The sequence below is a fragment of the Nesterenkonia marinintestina genome (assembly GCF_025420485.1).
GTDB classification, from domain to species: Bacteria; Actinomycetota; Actinomycetes; order Actinomycetales; family Micrococcaceae; genus Nesterenkonia; species Nesterenkonia marinintestina.
Window position 1 is genome coordinate 18,272 of record NZ_JAOEFD010000001.1, and the last position, 20,417, is coordinate 38,688.

18 protein-coding genes are annotated in these 20,417 nt (G+C 69.3%); 5 read left to right on the forward strand and 13 right to left on the reverse strand.

Translation table 11 applies throughout. From position 1 onward, the window contains the following. Positions 1–59 precede the first annotated feature (59 nt). From N7E59_RS00055 to N7E59_RS00065, 3 genes are all read left to right on the forward strand, one after another. Complete coding sequence (locus N7E59_RS00055) at positions 60–404, forward strand: BlaI/MecI/CopY family transcriptional regulator (protein WP_261622870.1); 345 nt, start codon at positions 60–62, stop codon at positions 402–404. A 72-nt stretch (positions 405–476) separates the two neighbouring features. Next, positions 477–1,484, forward strand: coding sequence for a M56 family metallopeptidase (locus tag N7E59_RS00060; RefSeq protein WP_261622871.1), 1,008 nt, complete (start codon positions 477–479; stop codon positions 1,482–1,484). 22 nt (positions 1,485–1,506) lie between these two features. Then, the gene (locus N7E59_RS00065; protein WP_261622872.1) at positions 1,507–2,133 is read left to right on the forward strand and encodes a hypothetical protein; all 627 of its coding nucleotides are present in this window, start codon (positions 1,507–1,509) and stop codon (positions 2,131–2,133) included. A gap of 61 nt (positions 2,134–2,194) precedes the next feature. Here the strand turns inward: N7E59_RS00065 and N7E59_RS00070 are convergent, their stop codons facing one another. The 3 genes from N7E59_RS00070 to N7E59_RS00080 are packed head-to-tail and all read right to left on the reverse strand — an operon-like array spanning position 2,195 to position 3,831. Continuing rightward, positions 2,195–3,100: an SURF1 family cytochrome oxidase biogenesis protein gene (locus N7E59_RS00070; protein ID WP_261622873.1), complete on the reverse strand. Its 906-nt coding sequence runs from the start codon at positions 3,098–3,100 to the stop codon at positions 2,195–2,197. Then, complete coding sequence (locus N7E59_RS00075) at positions 3,097–3,384, reverse strand: acetone carboxylase (RefSeq protein WP_261622874.1); 288 nt, start codon at positions 3,382–3,384, stop codon at positions 3,097–3,099. Before N7E59_RS00075 ends, N7E59_RS00070 begins: the two co-directional genes overlap by 4 nt. A 3-nt stretch (positions 3,385–3,387) precedes the next feature. Next, positions 3,388–3,831, reverse strand: a complete 444-nt coding sequence (locus N7E59_RS00080) for a DUF3099 domain-containing protein (RefSeq protein WP_261622875.1) — start codon at positions 3,829–3,831, stop codon at positions 3,388–3,390. A gap of 204 nt (positions 3,832–4,035) precedes the next feature. On the opposite strand from N7E59_RS00080, the gene fabG reads away from it, so the two are divergent. Together fabG and N7E59_RS00090 are read left to right on the forward strand one after the other, a co-directional pair. Next, positions 4,036–4,743: a 3-oxoacyl-ACP reductase FabG gene (gene fabG / locus N7E59_RS00085; protein ID WP_261622876.1), complete on the forward strand. Its 708-nt coding sequence runs from the start codon at positions 4,036–4,038 to the stop codon at positions 4,741–4,743. 79 nt (positions 4,744–4,822) lie between these two features. Then, positions 4,823–5,602, forward strand: a complete 780-nt coding sequence (locus N7E59_RS00090) for an SDR family oxidoreductase (protein WP_261622877.1) — start codon at positions 4,823–4,825, stop codon at positions 5,600–5,602. Between the two features lie 4 nt (positions 5,603–5,606). On the opposite strand, the gene N7E59_RS00095 is transcribed toward N7E59_RS00090, so the two are convergent. From N7E59_RS00095 to sufC, 10 genes are all read right to left on the reverse strand, one after another. Continuing rightward, positions 5,607–7,205: an ABC-F family ATP-binding cassette domain-containing protein gene (locus N7E59_RS00095; protein ID WP_261622878.1), complete on the reverse strand. Its 1,599-nt coding sequence runs from the start codon at positions 7,203–7,205 to the stop codon at positions 5,607–5,609. Positions 7,206–7,282: 77 nt separating this feature from the next. Then, positions 7,283–8,821, reverse strand: a complete 1,539-nt coding sequence (locus N7E59_RS00100; protein WP_261622879.1) for a sugar transferase — start codon at positions 8,819–8,821, stop codon at positions 7,283–7,285. Continuing rightward, entirely contained in the window at positions 8,818–9,720 is a 903-nt protein-coding gene (locus N7E59_RS00105; RefSeq protein WP_261622880.1) for an ATP-grasp fold amidoligase family protein, read from the reverse strand. Before N7E59_RS00105 ends, N7E59_RS00100 begins: the two co-directional genes overlap by 4 nt. Continuing rightward, positions 9,713–11,101, reverse strand: a complete 1,389-nt coding sequence (locus N7E59_RS00110; RefSeq protein WP_261622881.1) for a lipopolysaccharide biosynthesis protein — start codon at positions 11,099–11,101, stop codon at positions 9,713–9,715. The genes N7E59_RS00105 and N7E59_RS00110 overlap by 8 nt, the downstream gene beginning before the upstream one ends. Beyond that, positions 11,094–12,023, reverse strand: a complete 930-nt coding sequence (locus N7E59_RS00115) for a glycosyltransferase family 2 protein (protein ID WP_261622882.1) — start codon at positions 12,021–12,023, stop codon at positions 11,094–11,096. The genes N7E59_RS00110 and N7E59_RS00115 overlap by 8 nt, the downstream gene beginning before the upstream one ends. Continuing rightward, positions 12,020–12,775, reverse strand: coding sequence for a WecB/TagA/CpsF family glycosyltransferase (locus tag N7E59_RS00120; RefSeq protein WP_261622883.1), 756 nt, complete (start codon positions 12,773–12,775; stop codon positions 12,020–12,022). The genes N7E59_RS00115 and N7E59_RS00120 overlap by 4 nt, the downstream gene beginning before the upstream one ends. Positions 12,776–12,934: 159 nt before the next feature. Continuing rightward, positions 12,935–15,751, reverse strand: a complete 2,817-nt coding sequence (locus N7E59_RS00125; RefSeq protein ID WP_261622884.1) for a helix-turn-helix transcriptional regulator — start codon at positions 15,749–15,751, stop codon at positions 12,935–12,937. 247 nt (positions 15,752–15,998) lie between these two features. Then, positions 15,999–18,959: a LuxR family transcriptional regulator gene (locus N7E59_RS00130; protein WP_261623272.1), complete on the reverse strand. Its 2,961-nt coding sequence runs from the start codon at positions 18,957–18,959 to the stop codon at positions 15,999–16,001. A gap of 245 nt (positions 18,960–19,204) precedes the next feature. Then, the gene (locus tag N7E59_RS00135; protein WP_261622885.1) at positions 19,205–19,537 is read right to left on the reverse strand and encodes a metal-sulfur cluster assembly factor; all 333 of its coding nucleotides are present in this window, start codon (positions 19,535–19,537) and stop codon (positions 19,205–19,207) included. 47 nt (positions 19,538–19,584) lie between these two features. After that, entirely contained in the window at positions 19,585–20,346 is a 762-nt protein-coding gene (gene sufC / locus N7E59_RS00140) for a Fe-S cluster assembly ATPase SufC (protein ID WP_261622886.1), read from the reverse strand. Positions 20,347–20,417 lie beyond the last annotated feature (71 nt).

The following is a 20,417-nucleotide window of genomic DNA, read 5'->3' on the forward strand; positions in this document are numbered from 1 at the left end:
CGGGGGTAAGATCGGAGCTCAGGAAAGTCGTCGTCGATCAGGAGAAGGTGCCCCGTCCCATGGCGAGCCTCGGAGAGCTGGAACGTTCGGTGATGTCCATCCTGTGGGACGATTCTGAGGCACTCAGCGCCAATGAGCTGCGTGGCCGACTCGGCGACGGCCCGGCGGTGACCACCGTGCTCACCGTGCTCTCCCGCCTCGAGAAGAAGGGGATGGTCGTCCGAGACCGTGGGCTGCGGCCGCACCGCTACTCGCCGGCCGCCTCGCGCGAGGAGCACACCGTCGACCTCCTCAACGAGGTGCTGGGCACGGCCGGGGACCGACAGGCGGTCCTGACCCGGTTCATCGGAGGAGTCTCCGACTCCGAGGCGGCGGCCCTGCGGCGCATCCTGCAGGAGGGCTGACAGGCTCGTCCCCACGGGGGTGCGGAAACCGAACACCCCGGGGGACGGCTCGCACGGTCGTAGAATGGTGCGGTGATCTGGCTCGCCGCATTCCTCGCCGTGCTCGCGGTGCTGATGGCGGCGCCCGCACCACGGCTCCTCAGCGGCGCGACGTTCCGCCTGAGCTCCCCCTGGACGGCGATGCTGCTGTGGCAGGCCATGGCTCTGGCCGGCGGCCTGTCACTGATCGGTGCACCGCTGGTGTTCGGACTCATCCCGTTCGGCGACTCGGTGCCCTCCGCCGTCGCAGAGGTGCTGCGTCTGGTCCGCGCCGTCGACTACGGCGCCCTGGAGGACCGTCACGTCAGCCCGGTGCACCTGTTCTCCCTCTGTCTGGCGGTGCTGCTGGCCGGCCATCTCCTGCTCACCCTCCTTCGGACCTCGACACGCACCCTGGCCGCCCGACGCCGCCACCGAGACCTGGTCCGACTGCTCTCCTCCCCCGCCCACGGCGGCTCGCCGGAGCGGGGCACGCCGGTCGAAGGGTCCGGGACCGGCCGCCGTGCGGCGCTGATCATCGATCACGAGATCCCCTTGGCCTACTGCCTCCCCGGAGTCACGGCGGCACGGTCCATGACGGTGCTCTCGCAGGGCATGCTCGATGCGCTGGGGGCCGAGGACCTCGACGCCGTCGTCGCCCACGAGCACACTCACCTGCAGCAGCGGCACCACCTGCTCACCATGGCCTTCGAAGCCTGGTACCGCGCACTGCCCTGGCTCCCCACGACCCGCTACGGGCGGGAGGCGGTCCTGGAGCTGACCGAGATGCTCGCCGACGACGGTGCGCTGCGCGACCATCCCCGGGAGGCGCTGGTCCGCTCGCTCGCACTCGGCGCCCCGGCATCCGAGGCCACCACCGACGAGACGTCCTCCGACGGGCCGCTCGCCGCCGCGCACCACGACGACCTGCAGGTCACCGCGGCCCGCCTCCGCCGCCTGCTGTCCCCGCCCCCGCAGATGGGCCGCACCGCCCGAGGAGCCGTCGTCGTGCTGGCCGCGTCCCTGATGGTGGTTCCGACCGCCATGCTGCTCATCGTATGACCCGTTCTGCGACGATGGTGCCATGAGCACCCCGGATGCGCCGCAGCTGCCCGAGCAGGTGCGTGAGTCCCTCGCCGCGGCATACACCCGCTACGCCGAGGCCGCGGCCTCCCGACGGCCCGAACGCCGCGCCCTGGGAGCCGAGGCCGCCGACCTGGTGGCCGCACTCCGGGTCAAGGGATGGCCCGCCACGCACCTCGCGGAGATATGCGGCGTCTCCTCGGAGCGACTGCGTCAGATCGGCAAGCAGTACGCCACAGGTGCCGCCTCTCAGGTCGCCGAGGACGCTCCGCAGTACTCCGCGCCCGCCCGGCGACGACCCCGGACTGTCCGACCGCACCTGACCCGGGAGGAGGCCGCCGCGATCCGGGAGCTGGCCCCCGACGCCGCGCGCAACGCAGGATCCCTGCCCCAGGACTCGCCGTACCGCCTGGCCAGCGACCGACTCACCTCGCTGGTGCGCGGCCACCACGGACGCGGCGTGATCTGGGCGGAGCTCTCGGACGCGACACGCCCCTGGGAGCAGTGGCCGATCCCACCGGAGACTCTGGAGGCCGTCCGTGAGGCCGAACGGGCCGGCGAGCCGTCCCCCCTGCCTCCCGTCCTGCGGATCAGCGGCCTCCGGCAGCGGGTGGCGCGGCACTCCTGAGCCGGTCCCCCGCCGGCGGTGCTCACAGGGGATGCTCACAGGGGATGCTCGCCCGGAATGCTCACCGGCGGAGCAGGTGCTCCTCGGTCCAGGCGTCCTCCACGTCCTCGTCGGTGAGTCGGCCGCTGCGGAGCCGCTGACGACGTCGGGCCTCCCGCAGCCGTTCCTGACGCGGCACGCCGGCGGCACGGTGTCGGCCGTCGTCGAGGTCGTCCTCCTCGTCGCTGAGCTCATCGTGACGCGCCTGCACGCGTGCCGCATAGCCCCAGCCGACGAATCCGAGGAGCCCGAAGGCGTACCACTGCATCGAATAGGACAGATGCGGCCCCTCGTCGAGCTCCGGGCGGGCCAGCTGCTGAGGCGTCTCCTCCGGGGCCGGGTCCTCCGAGGCCATCTGCCCGTACGCTCCGAGGACCAGATCACGGTCCACCTCGGTCGCGTATTCGTCGAGGTCCACCGAGGCGAGCTGCCCCGCGGGGGCGTCCCGATCGATCTCGGGCTCACCGGGCTTCAGACGCATCACCATCTCGACCTCACCCTCCGGGGGCTGAGGCATATAGGCCGGTCGCGACCCGTCGGCTGAGTCCGTGGGGAGCCATCCCCGACTGACCACGACGACGTCGTCGGTCCCGGCGACGGAGAACGGCACCAGCTGCTCGTAGCCGATGGATCCGGCATGGGCGCGGTTGCGGACCAACCGGGTCTCATCCTCCAGGTACTCTCCGGTGACCCGGGTCACGGTCCATTCGTCGTCCGCCGACGGATCGTGGAAGAGTTCCCGCACCTCGGAGTAGCTGACGGGATCCTCGTCGTAGTTGGACACCACCCGTCCGATCTCCTCCAGCGCCTGGTCCCGACGATCGATCTGCCACTGGGCCAGGAACACGCACGCCAGGGCGAACAGGGTGCACAGACCCAGCCAGCCGAGCCAGGTCGGTGAGAGCAGGAAGCGGTAGCGTCGTGTCACCGGGGCCCGGACTCCCCCGCCGCGGCATCGCCGCCGTCGGCGTCCCGACCGTCGCCCAGCGGCTCGGTGTCACGCCAGAACAGACGCTGGCGCAGGAAGTGCTCCAACCAGTCGCGGTGATCGTCGCAGGCCAGCCAGATCTTGCGGCGCTCCGCGTGGTGGATCTTCGGGTTGTTCCAGAGGATCTGCCAGCCGGCGGGGGCCCGGCAGCCCCGTCGGGAGCATTCGGGAGGCGACCCGTCGGCCCGTGGGCCGTCGGTTTCGAGGGATCTCAGCAGATCCATCCGTCATCCTCCTCCGGTTCGTCGCTCCGCGGACAGGTCCTCTTCCGGATCGTCGTCGTCGAGCAGACCGGGTATCACTGTGTGTGGGTCCGCCTCGGCGCCGGAGTCCTGCCGCTCGTCGCGCTCCTCATCCTCCCACCACTGGCGGTCCAAGGCCTCATCCTCCTGCCCACCGGCGGTCAGCAGGGACGGGCCGTCGTCATAGGTGTCGGCGTCGCGCGTCCTCGCGTAGCGGTCTCCCCCGGCATTGGCGGCCACGACGGCGACGTAGGGCAGGATCACGGCGGCGGCCAGCAGGACCCAGCTCATCCAGTTCTGCAGCAGCACCGCAAGCACGAAGCACACGATGCGGATGCCCATCGCCGCCGCATAGCGCACCATGCGACGGGTCTGCTCGTCGCTGTGCCGCTCCGGGGCGTCGGTGATGGAGTGGACGGGATCATTCACCTCCCCGATCCTACCGCTCTCACCTGGTGCTCCGATGTCCGAGTCACATCCGCACGACCCCTCGGAGCGTGGTGTGACGCGACGGTCACCGGGCACCTGTCATAGTGTGGAGTTCCGAGCAGGTGGTGGTCCGGACCAGACGGACCGACCCGCCGGACCGATCCAGAGACCGACCCAGAGACCGACCCAGAGGCAGGCACAGCTATGAGCGGACGCAGCGTCCTGATCACCGGAGGCAACCGAGGCATCGGTCGCGCCATCGCCGAGGAGTTCCTCGCCGCGGGCGACAGGGTCGCCGTCACCACTCGCAGCGGAGAGGCCCCAGAGGGGGCCCTCGGTGTGTCGGCCGACGTCACCGACGCCGCCTCCGTCGACGCCGCGTTCACCACGGTGGAGGAGGCCCACGGCCCCGTGGAGGTCCTGGTCGCCAACGCCGGAATCACCCGGGACACCCTGCTGCTGCGCATGTCCGAGGACGACTTCACCGACGTGGTCGACACCAACCTGACCGGTGCCTTCCGCGTCCTGAAGCGGGCCTCGAAGGGGATGCTGCGGCTGAAGCGCGGCCGAGTCGTGCTCATCTCCTCGGTCGTCGGCCTCTACGGGTCCCCCGGCCAGATCAACTACGCCGCCTCGAAGTCCGGCCTGGTCGGCATGGCACGCTCCCTGACCCGTGAGCTCGGCGGCCGCGGCATCACCGCCAACGTGGTGGCACCGGGCTTCGTCCGCTCCGACATGACCGACGCCCTGGACGAGTCCACCCAGAAGCAGTACCTGGAGTCGATACCCGCCGGACGCTTCGCCGAGACCGAGGAGGTCGCACGGGTGGTCCGCTGGATCACGTCCGAGGAGGCCGCCTACATCTCCGGAGCCGTCATCCCCGTCGACGGCGGTCTGGGGATGGGGCACTGACCCCGCCCTCCGCCCCACCTCCTGACGAACCGACCCCCCACTCGCAGCCGCTCCCCCGCCGAAAGGTGCCGCACCCGCCATGACCGAGACGCAGCAGAACACCCAGGACCTCGCCGAGACCGGCGCCATCGTCACCGGCTCATCCCGCGGCATCGGAGCCGCCACCGCCGCTCTGCTCGGCGCCCGGGGGGCCGGCGTCGTGGTGAACTACCGGCAGAAGGCGCCCCGGGCGAACAAGGTCGTCAAGGCCGTCGAGGAGGCCGGAGGACGCGCCGTGGCCGTCGGCGCCGACCTGACGGAGCAGGTCGGCGCCCAGGCGCTGGTCGACGCCGCCGTCGAGGAGTTCGGCGGTCTGAACCTGCTGATCCTCAACGCCTCCGGCGGGATGGAGTCCGACCGAGGCGAAGACTATGCGCTGACGCTGAACCGCGACGCGCAGGTGCAGATGCTGCGCACCGCGATGACCGTCATGCCCGAAGGCTCACAGGTCATCTTCGTCACCAGCCACCAGGCCCACTTCATCCGGGACACCGCGACGATGGACTCCTACGAGCCGGTGGCCCGGTCCAAGCGGGCCGGCGAGGACGCCCTGCTCGAGATGATCCCCCAGCTCGACGAGCGCGGCATCAGACTGGCAGTGATCTCCGGCGACATGATCGAGGGCACGATCACCGCCACGCTGCTCGAGCGGGCGGAGCCGGGGGCGCTGGAGTCGCGCCGCACCGCCGCCGGACGGCTGTACTCCGTGGAGGAGTTCGCCGCAGAGATCGCCGCACTGGTCGGCCGGGACGACCTCGAGCAGGGACACCTCGAGCTGGTCGGCGGAGCCGAAGACTTCCTCCGGGACCAGCAGGGCTGAACCCTCAGGCCAGGGTCACCAGGTCCTGGTACTCCGCGGTGTAGAGGTCCTCCACACCGTCGGGCAGCAGCACCACGCGCTCGGGATCCAGCGCTTCCACGGCGCCCTCGTCGTGGGTGACCAGCACCACCGCGCCCCGGTAGGTCCGCAGCGCCGCCAGGATCTCCTCCCGCGACGCCGGATCCAGGTTGTTGGTGGGCTCGTCCAGCAGCAGCACGTTGGCGCTGGACGCCACCAGGGTGGCCAGGGCCAGTCGCGTCTTCTCTCCTCCGGAGAGCACTCCGGCGGGCTTGTCGACGTCGTCACCGGTGAACAGGAACGACCCCAGGATCCGACGCTGCTCGGTGTCGGTCAGCTCGGGTGCGGCCGTCTTCATATTGGCCAGCACCGAACGCTCGGTGTCGAGGGTGTCGTGCTCCTGGGCGTAGTAGCCCAGCTTCAGACCGTGGCCCGGAACCACCTCACCGGAGTCGGGATCGCCCACTCCGGCGAGCATGCGCAGCAGGGTGGTCTTCCCGGCCCCGTTGTAACCCAGCACCACCACGCGGGACCCTCGGTCCACCGCGAGGTCCACCCCACGGAAGATCTCCAACGAGCCGTAGGACTTCGAGAGCCCCTGGGCCGTCAGCGGAGTCCGGCCGCAGGAGGCCGGTTCGGGGAAGCGGATGTTGGCCACACGGTCGGTCTGCCGCTCCCCCTCGAGTCCGCGCATCATCCGGTCCGCACGCTTGAGCATGTTCTGCGCGGCCACGGCCTTGGTCGCCTTGGCCCGCATCTTCTCCGCCTGGCTGCGCAGCGCGGCGGCCTTCTTCTCCGCATTGGCGAACTCCCGACGCCGGCGCGCCTCATCCTGGTCGCGCTGGGCCAGGTAGTGCTTCCAGCCCATGTTGTACACGTCGACGCACTGACGGTTGGCGTCGAGGTAGAGGACCTTGTTCACCGTACGCTCGACGAGCTCCACATCGTGGGAGATGATGACGCACCCGCCGGAGAAGTGCTGCAGGTAGTCCCGCAGCCAGACGATCGAATCCTGGTCCAGGTGGTTGGTCGGCTCATCCAGCAGCAGCGTGTCGGCGTCGGAGAACAGGATCCGGGCCAGCTCCACCCGGCGACGCTGACCGCCGGAGAGCGTCTCCAGGGGCTGGGCCAGGATCCGCTCCGGCAGGTCCAGATTGGCGCAGATCGTCGCAGCCTCCGACTCCGCGGCGTAGCCCCCGTTGGCCTGGAACTCGGACTCCAGCCTCGAGTAGCGCCGCATGGCCCGGTCGCGGACGGAGTCCACCTCGGAGGTCATCTGCTCCTCCGTCTCACGCATCCGGGTGATGACCGAGTCCAGCCCGCGCGCCGAGAGGATCCTGTCCCGGGCCAGCTGCGTCATGTCGTCGACCCGGGGATCCTGCGGAAGGTACCCCACAGAACCGGTGCGTTCGACACGACCCGAGGTCGGCTGGCCGTATCCGGCCAGAACCTTGGTCATGGTCGTCTTGCCGGCGCCGTTGCGGCCGACCAGGCCGATCTTGTCCCCGGCGTCGACGCGGAAGCTCACCTCGTCCATCAGCAGGCGGGCTCCGATGCGCAGCTCGAGGTCGGACACGCTGATCACAGTGGGGCGGGGCCTTTCCGGGCAGGGGGCTCCGGACGGGCCGGAGGGGAACCCGGACAGTCTACCGGTGCACCCGCTCAGTACGCCCCTGAGCCGGAGGAGACGGCGCGCACAGTGCGCAGCACGATCCCGATGTCCGTCCAGAGCGACCAGTTCTCCACGTAGTAGAGGTCCAGCCGCACGCTGTCCTCCCAGGACAGGTCGGACCGCCCCCGAACCTGCCACAGACCCGTGATCCCCGGACGGACCAGCAGACGCCGGTGGGCCCAGTCGTCGTAGGCGTCGACCTCTCGGGCCAGCGGCGGCCTGGGTCCCACGATCGACATGTCACCGCGCAGGACGTTGAGGAATTGGGGCAGCTCGTCGAGGCTGTAGCGCCGCAGGGTGCCGCCGATCCGAGTGATCCGCGGATCCCGTCGCATCTTGAACAGCACCCCATTGCCCTCGGACTGCTGCTCCAGCTCGCTCAGCCGCGCCTCGGCGTCGACGACCATCGACCGGAACTTCAGCATCCGGAACCGAGAGTGGTGGACCCCGATCCGCTCCTGCCGGAACAGTGCCGGGCCCCTGCTGTCGAGCCGCACGGCCAGCGCCAGCACCACCAGCACCGGGGCGAGCAGGGTCAGGGCCGTCAGGGAGAAGACGATGTCGAACAATCTCTTCGTCAGCGCGGCACGGCCGGTGAGCCGGGGATAGTCCACATGGATCAGCGGCAGTCCGGCCAGTGGACGCGCATGGATCCGGGGGCCCGCGATGTCGGTCAGCGACGGCGCCACCACCAGGTTCACGTCGAGCTTCGCCAGCGCCCATCCGAGCTCACGCAGGGTGCGCGGCCCCATTCCGTCGGAGCTGGCGAGGATGACCATATCCGCGCCCGAGCGGGTGACCGCGTCGGCCACGGTGTCCACCGCGTCCGACCCCCCCACGACCGAACCGCCGCCGTCCGAGGGATCGTCGGTCAGCATATCGACCACGACCATCCCCACCGACGGTCCCGCCGTCCGGATCTCTCCGACGACGTGGGAGGCCTTGGTGTGCTCGCCGATGACCAGGGCCCGGTGAAGACACTCCCCGTGGAGACGCCGGGTGCGCAGCCATCGCCGCCACAGCCAGCGGGAACCGAGGAGCAGGGCCAGCCCCAGCGGCAGCGCGACGAAGAGGTAGCCGCGGGAGACGTCCCAGCTGAAGGCGAAGGCCAGGATGGCCAGCAGCCCGAAGACCTGCAGCGTCGCGTCGACGACCCGCCGGTATTCGGTGAGTCCGCTGCCCAGCTGCTTCCAATGCCGACTCCCCCGCACCTGCAGCGCTGCGGACCACAGCACCAGCAGGGCGACGGACACCGTCCAGTGGTCCTTGAGGATGTCCGGGAGCAGCTGGTCCGAAGTGGATACGGCGGTGGAGCCGTCGGAGAAGCGCAGCTGCTGCGAGACCAGCAGCGCCGCGGCGACGACCAGCACATCGGTGATCCACAGGCCGACGGCATAGCGTCGCTGCCAGTGCCGCGTGACTTCGCTGCCGGCCCCGAAGGTATCTTCGGGACCGTTGCGCACCGGAGCTTCCGGCGGTTCCGGACTCGGGCGGACTTCGACCTGACTGTGAGTCAGCTGATCCGTCACAGGCGTCCACCTCCACCGGTCAGCACACCGTCGTCGACCAGGTCGCGAGCGATGGTCGGGACGTCGTCGACCCCGGCCCACCAGGCGCCGAGGAGGATGTCGAAGGACTCGGGCTCGAAGGGGTCCATCCCGCCCGATGGGTAGGGAGTGAGCTCGCCGAACCAGATGCGGCCGTCGACCTGGTAGAGGTCGACGCGCATGAAGTCGAAGTCTCGCCCCAGCTCCTCGGCGGCGGCGATCATCTCTTCCAACCCTTCCGGCGCCGGCCCCGGCGGATGGAGCGGACCGCAGTTGCTGATGTCCAGACTGCGCCAGTCCCGGGTGTAGAAGCGCTCGCCGTCGTCGTCGGTGAACCGTCCCGACATGTGTTCGATGAGCAGGGCCCGGCCGTGGAAGACGAAGAACTTGAAGTCGTCGATGGAGTTCCCCCCGCCGAGATGCTGCTCCACGATCAGCGTCCGCTCCGCCTCTCCGTAGGCCCACTCCCCGACGGCGTGCCGGTCATAGACCTTCAACCACCCCGCAGTGGCCTCATGCAGCTCGTCCGTGGTGGTGGAGCGGTCACCCATGAACACGCGTTTGCTGGAGTGGTTCGGTTTGAGCACCCATCGCTCGGGCAGCTCCGAGACCGGCAGCTCCGAGACGTCGCGCCCGTGCCACAGCGTCTGGGGGACCATCAGGTTCGGGCAGCGCCGGGCGGCGAAGGCCTTCATGCGCAGCTTGTCACAGGTCCACGCGAACCTGTCGTCGCGATCCTGGAGGAGACGCCGGACCAGGAACTCGGAGAAGCGGCTGGGACTGGAGAAGTTGCCCCACCGTCCGAACCGTCGGCGGTACATCAGGTGGCGCAGAAGAGGGTCGGGGACCACGCGCAGGAGCCTGCGGACGTCATCATGCATGGTTGGTCACCTTTCCTGAGTGTCGTGCGGCGTCGGAGGCCGTGACCGGCGACTCCTGCCGCGAGGAGGTGTGGGCGCCCGTTCGGCGATGTCCGATCAGCAGACCGGGGACGACCTGTGCGCACAGCACGCACAGCACCATCGAGGCCGCAGGGGCCGCGGCCCCGAGGCCCAGCGAGAGCCCCAGCAGTGTGACGGGGACGATCAGGACCAGGACCGAGAGGTTCATGGCGGCCTGCTTCCAGAACCCCGAGCGGTCGGTCAGCAGGTTGACCTGGGTGAGATGGGCCGACTGTGCCACCAGTGCCGCGGAGAAGCACACGACTGCGGTCCAGGACAGCTCCAGCTCCGATCGGCTGACGATCGCGGCGACCGGCCGGGCGAAGACGAGATACCCCATCGCCGCCGCGAGGCCGAACCCCACCAGGACCATGTTGGCCCGCAGCCACAGCGTCCTGTCGCCGCCGGCGGCGAAGCGTGGCCAGAACACGGTGGCCGCCATGTACAGCACCGAGAAGATCGGCATGTACAGCTGAAGCCCCAGAGCGTACTCGCTGAGGACCTCCGGCGACGCCGCGGCCGCCAGGACGAAGCGGCCGTGCTGCTCGGCGAGCACCATGCCTGCCGTCGCCAGGACCACCGGAACTCCGCCGAGGAGGAGCGGACCCACCGGCGGTCCCTCCTGAGCACGCAGCAGCCCCCCCGGATGCAGACCCGGGCGGAGCCCGACGGCGTCCGGCTGGCGGAAGGCCGCACGCCAGCACACCAGGAGGAAGACCAGTGAGCCCAAGGGCAGACCCATCGCCAACCACATGGGGGCGACGCCGGCCGATCCGGCCAGGAACACGTAGACCACGTTGCCCAGTGCCGGGACCAGCCCGTAGATGACTACGAGGTCGGACCGGTCCAGCCCGATGAGCACGCGCTCGGCGATCCCTATGGGAAGGCTGAGGAAGAAGACGACGAGGACCACCGTCATGGCGGCGTCGACGTCCGCGGCCAGGGAATCAGGGGCACGGAAGGCCGCCGACCAGGCTCCCGCGAATCCGAGACCGACGGCGACCACGGCCCCGGCGATGCCGATGACCGTCAGGATCTGCACGGTCCGCCGGATCAGCAGCGCCGTCTCCCGGCGTGCGGACGCACCGGCGTCGCGACCCTGGGCCACCGCCCTGGTGACCGCGGCGCCCATGCCCAGATCGGTGAACGGCAGCGCCATCCTGAGCTGGGAAACCAGGGTGATCAGCCCGAAGGCGGCGGCACCGGCATAGTGCATCGTCAGGCCGGCGGCGGTGAGGACCAGAAGCGCCGAGAGCGGCAGCACCGCCAGCCGGAGTCCGGCTGTGCGGAGGAACATGCCGAGCCACGAGCGTTCAGGCATGTCGCCACCGGGAATGGGTCGCCCCGCTGATCCCGACCATGAGGGCCGCAGGGTGGGCCCCGGAGAACACGGCGCCCCAGAGCTTGCGGACGCCGGCCCCCCAGTTCCCGGCCTCGAAGGCGTTCCGTGCGACCACCGAGGCGTTGAAGTCCGCACGGGCCCGAGACGAGACGGGCACCGGGAGCGAATCGATCCAGTCGATGCTGGCTCGCCAGTCCGGACGGCGGGAGACGGATCCCGAGCTGTCCTGGAAGACCCGGACGAGGATGTCGGGCAGGGATCGGAGCTCAGCGCCCTCAGCCTCGACGCGCATGAGCCAGTCCCAGTCCTGGTGGCGCGGCAGCGCCTCGTCCCAGGGAACGCTCAGAGCCCAGTCACGGCTGCACATCAGCGAGGAGGTCTGCATGAATCGGCGCCGGAGCCGAAGGGTCGACCGGTCCAGGACGTAGTCGGCCACGGCACCGCCGGGCTTCTCCGACGTCGCGTCAGCGGCCGCCGATCCCGATGCGGAGGAGTAGAGCTGCTCGGGCACGACCCGGCTCATCTCACCGATCAGCAGGGAACGGGAGCTGACCACGGCACCCTGCTGAGCGTGGGGCAGCTGGGACTCCGACTTCTGGGCGACCCATTCGTCGTCGTCGTCGAGGAAGGCCACGTACGGAGTGTCGGCCGCGAGGACTCCGAGGTTCCGCGCCCGGGCACCGCCCTCGCGGCCTTCGGTCGAGATCAGTCGGTGCGGCATGCCGTCGAGGCGGCGTCGCACCTCTCCCGCGGCGTCCGGATCGTCGAGGACGACCAGCGGCACAGTGGGTTCGGTCTGACGAAGCGCCGATCCCACCGCCCGCTTGAGCGAGAGTCGGCCGACGGTGGGGATGATCGCAGTCACCAGGGGTTCGGTGCTGTTCGGTCCTGTCGTGTTCATGCGGTCCTCCTGGCCAGCAGCGCACGGGCGAGCCGCACGGGTTCGACGAGATAACGTCCGGCGAAGCGTCGCGGATCCGAGGCCAGGCGCCAGGCCCATTCGAATCCCGTACGACCGAGCCAACGCGGCGCAAGCGACTGCGCCCCCGAGATCTGATCCACAGCACCGCCCACGGTCGCGATCACCGGAATCCGAGTCCCGTCCGCCACGGCGACCGCGATGCTCTCCTGAAGCGGCATGCCCATCCCGACGAACAGGACCTGGGGGTCGAAGTCCTGCAGACGCCCCAGGAGCTCCGGGAGCCGCCGCTCGTCCCAGGGGTGGCCCGGGATGCCCAGGTACTCCACGTGGCGGGAGCGACCGGCCATGTGCTCCACCGCCGCCGAGTTGGAGGGCTCGGGCGCTCCCAGGACGGCCACTCGTCGGACGCAGTGGAGACGATCGCACTCACGGATCCAATCCGTGGAGCCGAGCCGATGGGACACCCCCGTCGCCCCCCGACCGGCGAGCATGTCTCCGAGGTTCAGCGCGGCCAGCACCGGCATCCCGTCGATCAGTTTGATGTCGGTGCGCTCGTAGAAGCGGCGGAAGGAGTCGTCCGTGGTGCTCAGGTAGACGGAGTGCAGATTGTGCCCGGCGACCATGAGCCGCCCGCCGTGGTCCACGGCGTCACAGATCTCCGAGAGCAGCTGATCCAACGTCAGCGGTGTCACGTCGATGTCGAACACCGGTACGCGTCGCGTGAGGGTCATCGGTGCGCCCAGTCCTTTCCCGTCCTTCGGCATCAGAGCGTTCTACACACGCTATGGACCGAGCGACGGTTCCGGATCCGTCTTGTCCGAGTTCAGGTGACCGCTACTGAGCGACTCCCGTGGTGTGCCAGTAGTCTCCCCGTGATTCCCAGTGCAGGGTCAGTCGTTGATCAGGCGCCGCAGATCGTGCCGCGAGCCCAGATGAAGCTTCGAGAGGACGTTCGCCACGTGGTACTCCACCGTACGGACCGACACCATGAGTCGACCTGCGATCTCGCGGTTGCTGCCTCCCTGGGCCACGAGCATGGAGATCTCGCGCTCGCGTCCCGTCAGCGGGGCCAGTGCCTCCTGGGCCGAGGCGGTGAGCACGCTCGGGATGCCGACCAGCCGCAGATCGCCGCCCCGGCGGCCGTTCTTCGACATCGGTGCGCGAAGCCGCTGGGCAAGTTCGTCGGCGGTACGGAAGAGCATCGGCTGCCCCCACCGTTCGAACTGGGATGCGGACCAGCTGACCGCATACAGGACGGACCGTCGTTCCTCGGCCTCCGTGCCCGGGGACTGGGCCACCGCGTAGGCCATGTCCACCCCCACCAGAGCGGCGTAGAGGCGGGCGGACCAGACGCCCCAGACCTCCTCCCCCTCACTCGCAGGCCCTTCGCCCCGAAGCGTCGTCCACACGTTCAGCAGATGTCCGAGGGCGTCGTCGGGCCCCTCGCCGGTCAGCGAAAGGAGGCCGGAGAGGTACTCCTCCACACAGGCACGGACCCATCGGACGGTCTTGCGGTCCTCTCGGACCTCCTGGACCAGAGGTCCGATGAGGTGGCCGCGCGAGCTGTGCAGGTAGGCCCGTGCCAGCAGCACCGTGGACCACACCCCTCCGGTCCAATGGTTTCCCCCTCCCCTGACCTTCAGAAGGTGCCGCACCGTGTCCTCGTGGTCCTGACGGGCGATCGCGGACCAGGCCGCCGCATAGGCCTGGGCCACCGTGACCAGCCGCGAAGGCTCACCCTCATCTGCCGTCATGACGGGGTCGGGCCGCCGCTCACCCCGCGCACAGGGGACCAGGTCGACGACGCTGCGCACGTAGGAGCTGAAGTCGTCGCCGATGCTCAGCACGCTCCCCGCCGAGAGCAGGGCCATCTCATGGGCATCGTTCCACCGACCGGCGTGGAAGAGCACCAGGGACAGCCAGATCCGCGCTGAGGTGAAGACCCCCGCGCCCGGTTCCAGGGGAAATCGGGTGACCTCTTGCATGGCGGCGAACCCACCGGCGAGATCACCGGCCCGACAGAGCACGTTGCCCTTCATCAGCAGCAGTATCGCCGTCGGGTAGTCCGGGTCCACCGTCCCGTCCAGACGTGCGATCAGCGCATCCAGCTCATCGATCATGGTCTCGACGGGGAGATGCTCCACCCGGGTGAGCAGGAGCCACATCTCCAACAGCGCCCGCAGCTGGACGGCGGTGCCCCACAACGTCGAGGTCCGGTCGAGCACCGGGATCCCCGACTCATCGCCCCCGCCCTCCATCGCCTCGCGGAGTTCCTCCTCCAGGACGACCAGTGCGCCGATCGTCGGCTGCAGGAACGACTCGAGGTCGACGTCGACCTGGCGGATGCTGTGTGCCGCTGCGATCGCGGACACCGCCTCGGCGTGCACGAGGAGGGTCTTGGTCGGTACCTCGGTGAGGCGTTCCCGACCGGCGAGCAGCCGTTCCGCCCCCTCGATGTCCCCCACCGACATCGCGCGCTGAGCGTGGATCACATCGGTGAGAGCCCCAGGTCTCAGGTGCGGCACCAGACCGGACAGGGTCCAGGTCAGGGTGGTGCTCTTCACGTACAGGGCCAAGAAGGCGAACTCTTCCGCCGTCTCGCCGGTCGGACGGAGATGACATCCAGCTCTGGCCAGCGCGATCGCCTGATCCTTCTCACCGGCGTCCAAGGCACGCTTCGCAGCCTCGATGAGCTCCGACGCACCTTCTGGTCGAGCACCCTCGGCCTCCCGGACGGGGTCCGACTCCAGAAGAGTCGTGGCGGGATACTCCAGGCTCAGGCGTCCGGAACGGGACCGCCACTCGATCAGGCCCGTCTCCAACAGCTCCTCCATGTTCAGCTCTCCGCTGCCGAGGACCTCCCGGATCTCCTCGGCCGAGATCGGCTCGCCGGCGTCGGCGACCAGCGAGATGACTCGGCGGACCTCGGTCGGATAGTCGTCGAGCATGGTGCGCAGGTCGGCCGCCCGACGGTCGAAGGGACCGTCGACTTCGGCCAAGGCGTTGAGGGCGTCGGTCAGCCGGTTCCCCCAGGTTCCGGTGCGTCTGGTCAGGTGGTCGCAGACGAAGGAGACGATCCCGGGGAGCCCGTCGGTGGCCTCCCGGATCACGTCAGCGATCATGGGATCGACGGGCATCCCGGTCTGCGCCTCGAGGTGACGTCGGATGTCCCAGGAGTCCAGCGGGCGCAGCCGCAGCAGCAGACCCTCTGCGGAGGTCTCGGCGAAGCGCGCGAGTCGATTCAGGATCGTTCGTCTTGTCGACCGTGCCGTCAGGACGATGAGCAGGGGCGCAGAGCGCAGGGTGCGCAGGGCGTCGAAGAGGACGTCGGCCGAGAGATCGTCGATCCAATGGAGGTCGTCCAGGAGCACCACCGCCGGGGTCCGCACATCACGCGTCCGCCTCAGCAGGGCCTCGACCTGTTCCTCCGGTCCCGCGCCCGGAGAGGGGGAGACGCCCGATCCGTGGAGCAGCTGCCGGAGGACGAATCCCTCCGAGCTCCTGTCATGCTCCTGCAGATACACGCTCACGCGACCGCGAGAGCTCATGTGGTCGGCCGCGTGGTGCATCAGGGCGGTCTTGCCGACGCCCACAGCACCCTCGATCACGACCAGGCGGGGAGCACGGCGGGTGATGACGTCGGAGACCATCTGTCGCAGGCGCAGCCCCTCGGTCTCACGACCGATCAGTACGGGCCGATCCGACATGGATGTCTCCTCCTCCGCCGGCTTCCGGGGTCCGGCCCCGCTGATGTGGTCCTCCGGATGCCGGTGTCCGTTCCTCCCACCAGGCACATCCCCTTCCGTGCGGGGGGAATGATAATTCTCAGGCAGGCGCCAGATACTGTCCAGTATCTCATTCGGTTGAGACATGACGGCCCGCACAATCCTCGGCGAGGACGACGCTATAGCTGTGGAACAATGCGATCACGTGACCCGCCGATCAGTGCGGCCGTCAGCTGCGGGGATCCACCCGCGGGGGGTCCTCCATGCGGAGCAGCTCACGCAGTTCCCGACGGGAGTCCAGAGAGAGCTTCGCGAGGACGTTGCTCACGTGGAACTCCACAGTGCGGACTGAGAGGACCAGGCGTTCGGCCACCTCACGATTCGTCCGGCCCTCCGCCACGAGGACGGCGATCTCGGCCTCTCGGTCGGTCAGGCTCGCCGTCGTCCCGGCCCTCGTGGTGAGGCCGCGCGTACCCGCGGACACGCGACGACGAGGCGCCTCGACCGGGCCACGACGTGCCGGATGACGCAGCACTCGGGCCAACAGTTCGGCCTGACGCACCAGAGGCGTCGAACCCATCTCGAGGAAGAGCATCGCAGCCCAGTCCACCAATGCGAGGGCCGCCGTCCTGGTGTCCTGGTCGACGGCGTGGAGGTCGGACGCCGTGGCATGACCGATGTCCAGGGCGAGCAGCCCCCGCTGGATGCGCAGCGCCCCGCCCTCATCAGCACGGCCGCCCCCCGTCACTCGCAGGCGAGGTCTCGCTATACCGTCCAGGGAGGCCAGAGCCGAGTGGAGCGACCGTCGTGCGGCTGCGAAGTCCTCCCGCGCGAAGGATTCCATACCGGTCACATAGGCCTCTACGAAGTCACCCAGGCCCGGGGACCATTCCCTGCGTGATCGGACGGTCGCCAGAAGCTCGGTGAAGCCCGCGGCACTGCGGGTGTGCCCGAGGGACCGTCCGAGCATGACCTCGGCGGTGTACCCGCGGGAGACCAGCGACTGCTCCGCGATGAGACCGGCCAGGCATGCCGCCGCACGGCTGTGGTCTTCCTCGGCCGTCGCCCGCCACGCCTCGCCCAGTCGCTGCCCCGCCCGCACCATCGAGTTGGGCTCGCGGACGTCCGGAGGATGGGCACCGCCGACGAAGTCGGATGCACAGAGAGTGCCCCTGGCTCCCGGCACGAGCCGCAGAGCCCAGTAGGCCGACGGCCCCATCTCGTCGTCGCTGACGGCCAGGGTCATACCCGCGGCGGCTTCGGCCTGTGCGGCCGCCTCATCCCATCGGCCCGCGTCGAAGAGCACGTACGTCAGGTGGATCCTGGCCAGGGCCACCACCCGAGGGTCCCGGCTGGCCCAGGTCGTCGTCGCCTCTACGAGGTCGGTGTGTGCGCCCTCCATCTCCCCTGCGGTCCGGTGCACGACGGCGCGGGCGACGAGCAGCATGGCCCGGATGTGGTCGGCGCCGCCGACGTCGGCGATGCCTCGGAGCAGGCCCCCGACGGCCTGGGCGAAACCCTGGTGCCCGAGCTCGTCGAGGTCGAGCATCAGCAGCCACAGCCTCAGACCGGTCAGCAGGCACCGACGCTCGGCATCGAGCACACCGTCCGGGATCAGACCCGCGAGATCCTCGGCTCCCGGCCCGAGTCCCCGCTCAGGACGCTCCAGCTCAGCGACTACTCGAGACACGGGCCGGCGCAAGGAGTCCAGGCCTCCCCGCAGGTTCGCCGTCCTAGCGGTCTGCAGCACGGTGTCGGCGAAGCAGAGCAGTGTGGCGGTCCAGCAGTCCCTCAGGACTTCCTCCTCCATGAGCACGCTGACGGCCCCGTCGAAGTCTCCGGACTGCAGATGGTCTCGGGCCTGACTGCTCCTGCGCAGCAGGTGGGGCACCGGGCCGCTCTCCTCCCACGCGGCGACCATGTCGAGGTCGGGGTGCACTCCGACCCGCATCGCACAGAACGCCGCGGCGACGACGGTGGCCGGAGATCGGCTGAGTTCGAAGAGCGTGTCCGACAGGCCGACCGCATCGAGGCGTCGGCCCGCGGCCTGGGCCCCGTACACCGCACCGCGCAGCTCCTCGACCACTCGTCCGTGGTCCGCCGTGGTGAGGTCCCAGAGGGCCGCGCGGGCGCGATGAGATCCGGCGGTGACCCCCATCTCGCCGTCCGCGAGTCCTCCGAGCACATGGACCGCGGTCTCCCGGTCGAGCGCCTCGGCCACCGACCGTGCCCGATATCCGGGGCTGAGGACGAATCGTCCGCTGCGTTCGTCTTCGCACAGCATCGGTGAACCGCGCAGTTCGTCGAGCTCGGCCTCTCCGCTGCGGGTGATCCGCCGGATCTCGCGGAACGAGAGGGGGTGGGCCGCCAGGGCGACGGCCGCTGCAGCATCGACGACGTCGGGGGAGGACTCTGTGAGCATCTGGGACATCGCGGCCCGCTGATCGCGGACGGGACCGGCTCCGCGGTGCAGCTGCGCCAGAGCGTCGCGCAGCCGTCGGCCGCTGGTGAACGACGAGGTGCCGCGGAGCTGAGCGAGGATGTGATGGACGAACCCCGGGAGCCCGCCGGTCTCCGCCCTCACCTGCGCGGCGACCTCCTGGCCGACGGGCAGTCCGGTCGCCTCGCTGAGCAGGGCGCGCACCTCTGCGGTGGTGAACTGCTCCATCCGGATGCGTTCACCCTCCGCCGAGGCTTCGGCCAGACGACAGAACCGGCGGATCTCCGGGCGTGAGGGTTCCCGCAGGGTGACGATGCTCAGGAGCGGCACCTGTTCGATCTCCCGGTACATCTCATAGATGACCCGGGCGGAGAGCGGGTCCAACCAGTCCAGGCCCTCGATGATGATGGCCGACGGCACGTCGACGGCTGCGATCTGCTCATCCAGGCGGTGCCTCAGGAGCACCGCGGAGGCCTCCCCCGACTCGTCATCGGCGAACTGGGCCGCCGCCGCGCGCGGCAGCAGACGCTGCGCGCCGTAGCCCTGACGCTCGAGGTCCTCCGGGTCGAGATGGACGGTGCGCCGCCGCATCTCGGGCATGTGTCGAGCCGCCTCCTGCACCAGAGCCGTCTTGCCCACGCCGGGAGGGCCCTGGACCACGACCAGACGAGCTTCGCCGAAGACCCGGACATCGTCCGCACAGCGGATCAGCGTGTCGAACTCGTCCCTCCGCCCCAACAGCGGCTTCATCGACACGTCGTCATCCTCCCTTCGGCAGGGACGGGCTGTACGGGCCCGGCGCGCGCACCGACGAACAGTCGCGTGTCACTCCAGTATGACCCACGACGGCACCAGGCGCCCCCGAAGAATCCGGCCGATCTCTCAGCACGGCGCCCACGACTTTCAGACACGTGTCAGGCCGCCCCGACTCAGTTCTGAGTCGGGGCGGCCTGACACGGTCACGAGCACGCCGGAAGGATCCGGATGCCGGAACCTCAGATGTTGAAGCCGAGGGCGCGCATCTGCTCGCGCCCGTCCTCGGTGATCTTCTCCGGGCCCCACGGCGGCATCCACACCCAGTTCAGACGCCATTCGTCGACCATGGTGCCGACCTGCTGTCCGACCTGGTCCTCCAGCACGTCGGTCAGAGGACAGGCCGCGGTGGTCAGCGTCATGTCGATGATGAGTGCGCCGTCCTCGGCGTAGTTCAGGCCGTAGAGCAGGCCGAGATCGACGATGTTGATCCCGAGCTCAGGGTCGATCACGTCCTTCAGCGCCTCTTCGACGTCCTCGAGCGGAGCCCTCTCCGAAGTGGTCGTATCGGTCATCGGTGCATCTCTCCTTCCTGCCCCGTCCTGCACGTGGCAGCTGATCCTCACGCGCGGACCGCGCTGAGGAACCGGTCGTAGCCTTCGGCCTCGAGCTCGTCGGCGAGCTCCGGTCCGCCCTGCTCGGCGACCTGACCGTCGACGAACACGTGCACCCGATCAGGCTTGATGTAGTTGAGGATCCGCGTGTAGTGGGTGATCAGAAGCGTACCCATCCCATTGGTCTCATGGGCACGGTTCACGCCCTCGGACACCACTCGCAGGGCGTCGATGTCGAGTCCGGAGTCGGTCTCGTCGAGGACGGCGATCTTCGGCCTGAAGAGCTCCATCTGCAGGATCTCCACACGCTTCTTCTCACCGCCGGAGAATCCTTCGTTCACGTTGCGGTTGGCGAACTCGGCGTCGATCTTCAGCTTGTCCATCGCCTCCCGGACGTCCTTGGTCCAGGTGCGCAGCTTCGGGGCCTCGCCGTCGATGGCGGTCTTGGCCGTACGGAGGAAGTTGGTCATGGTCACACCGGGCACCTCGACCGGGTACTGCATGGCCAGGAACAGGCCGGCTCGTGCCCGTTCGTCGACCTCCATCTCCAGAACGTCCTCACCGTCGAGGGTGATGGAGCCGGAGGTGACCTCGTAGGCCGGGTGGCCCGCGATGGTCGAGGCCAGGGTGGACTTGCCGGAGCCGTTGGGACCCATGATGGCGTGGATCTCGCCGGAGTTCACGGTCAGGGAGACGCCCTTGAGGATCTCCTTCGGGCCGTTCTCGGTCTCGATCTGCGCGTGCAGGTCCTTGATCTCAAGCGTAGACATGGTCTGTGTCGAATCCTTTGCTGATGCGAAGATTGGTGCCGGTTCGTCGGCGGGGTCTGATGTCGTGGGGC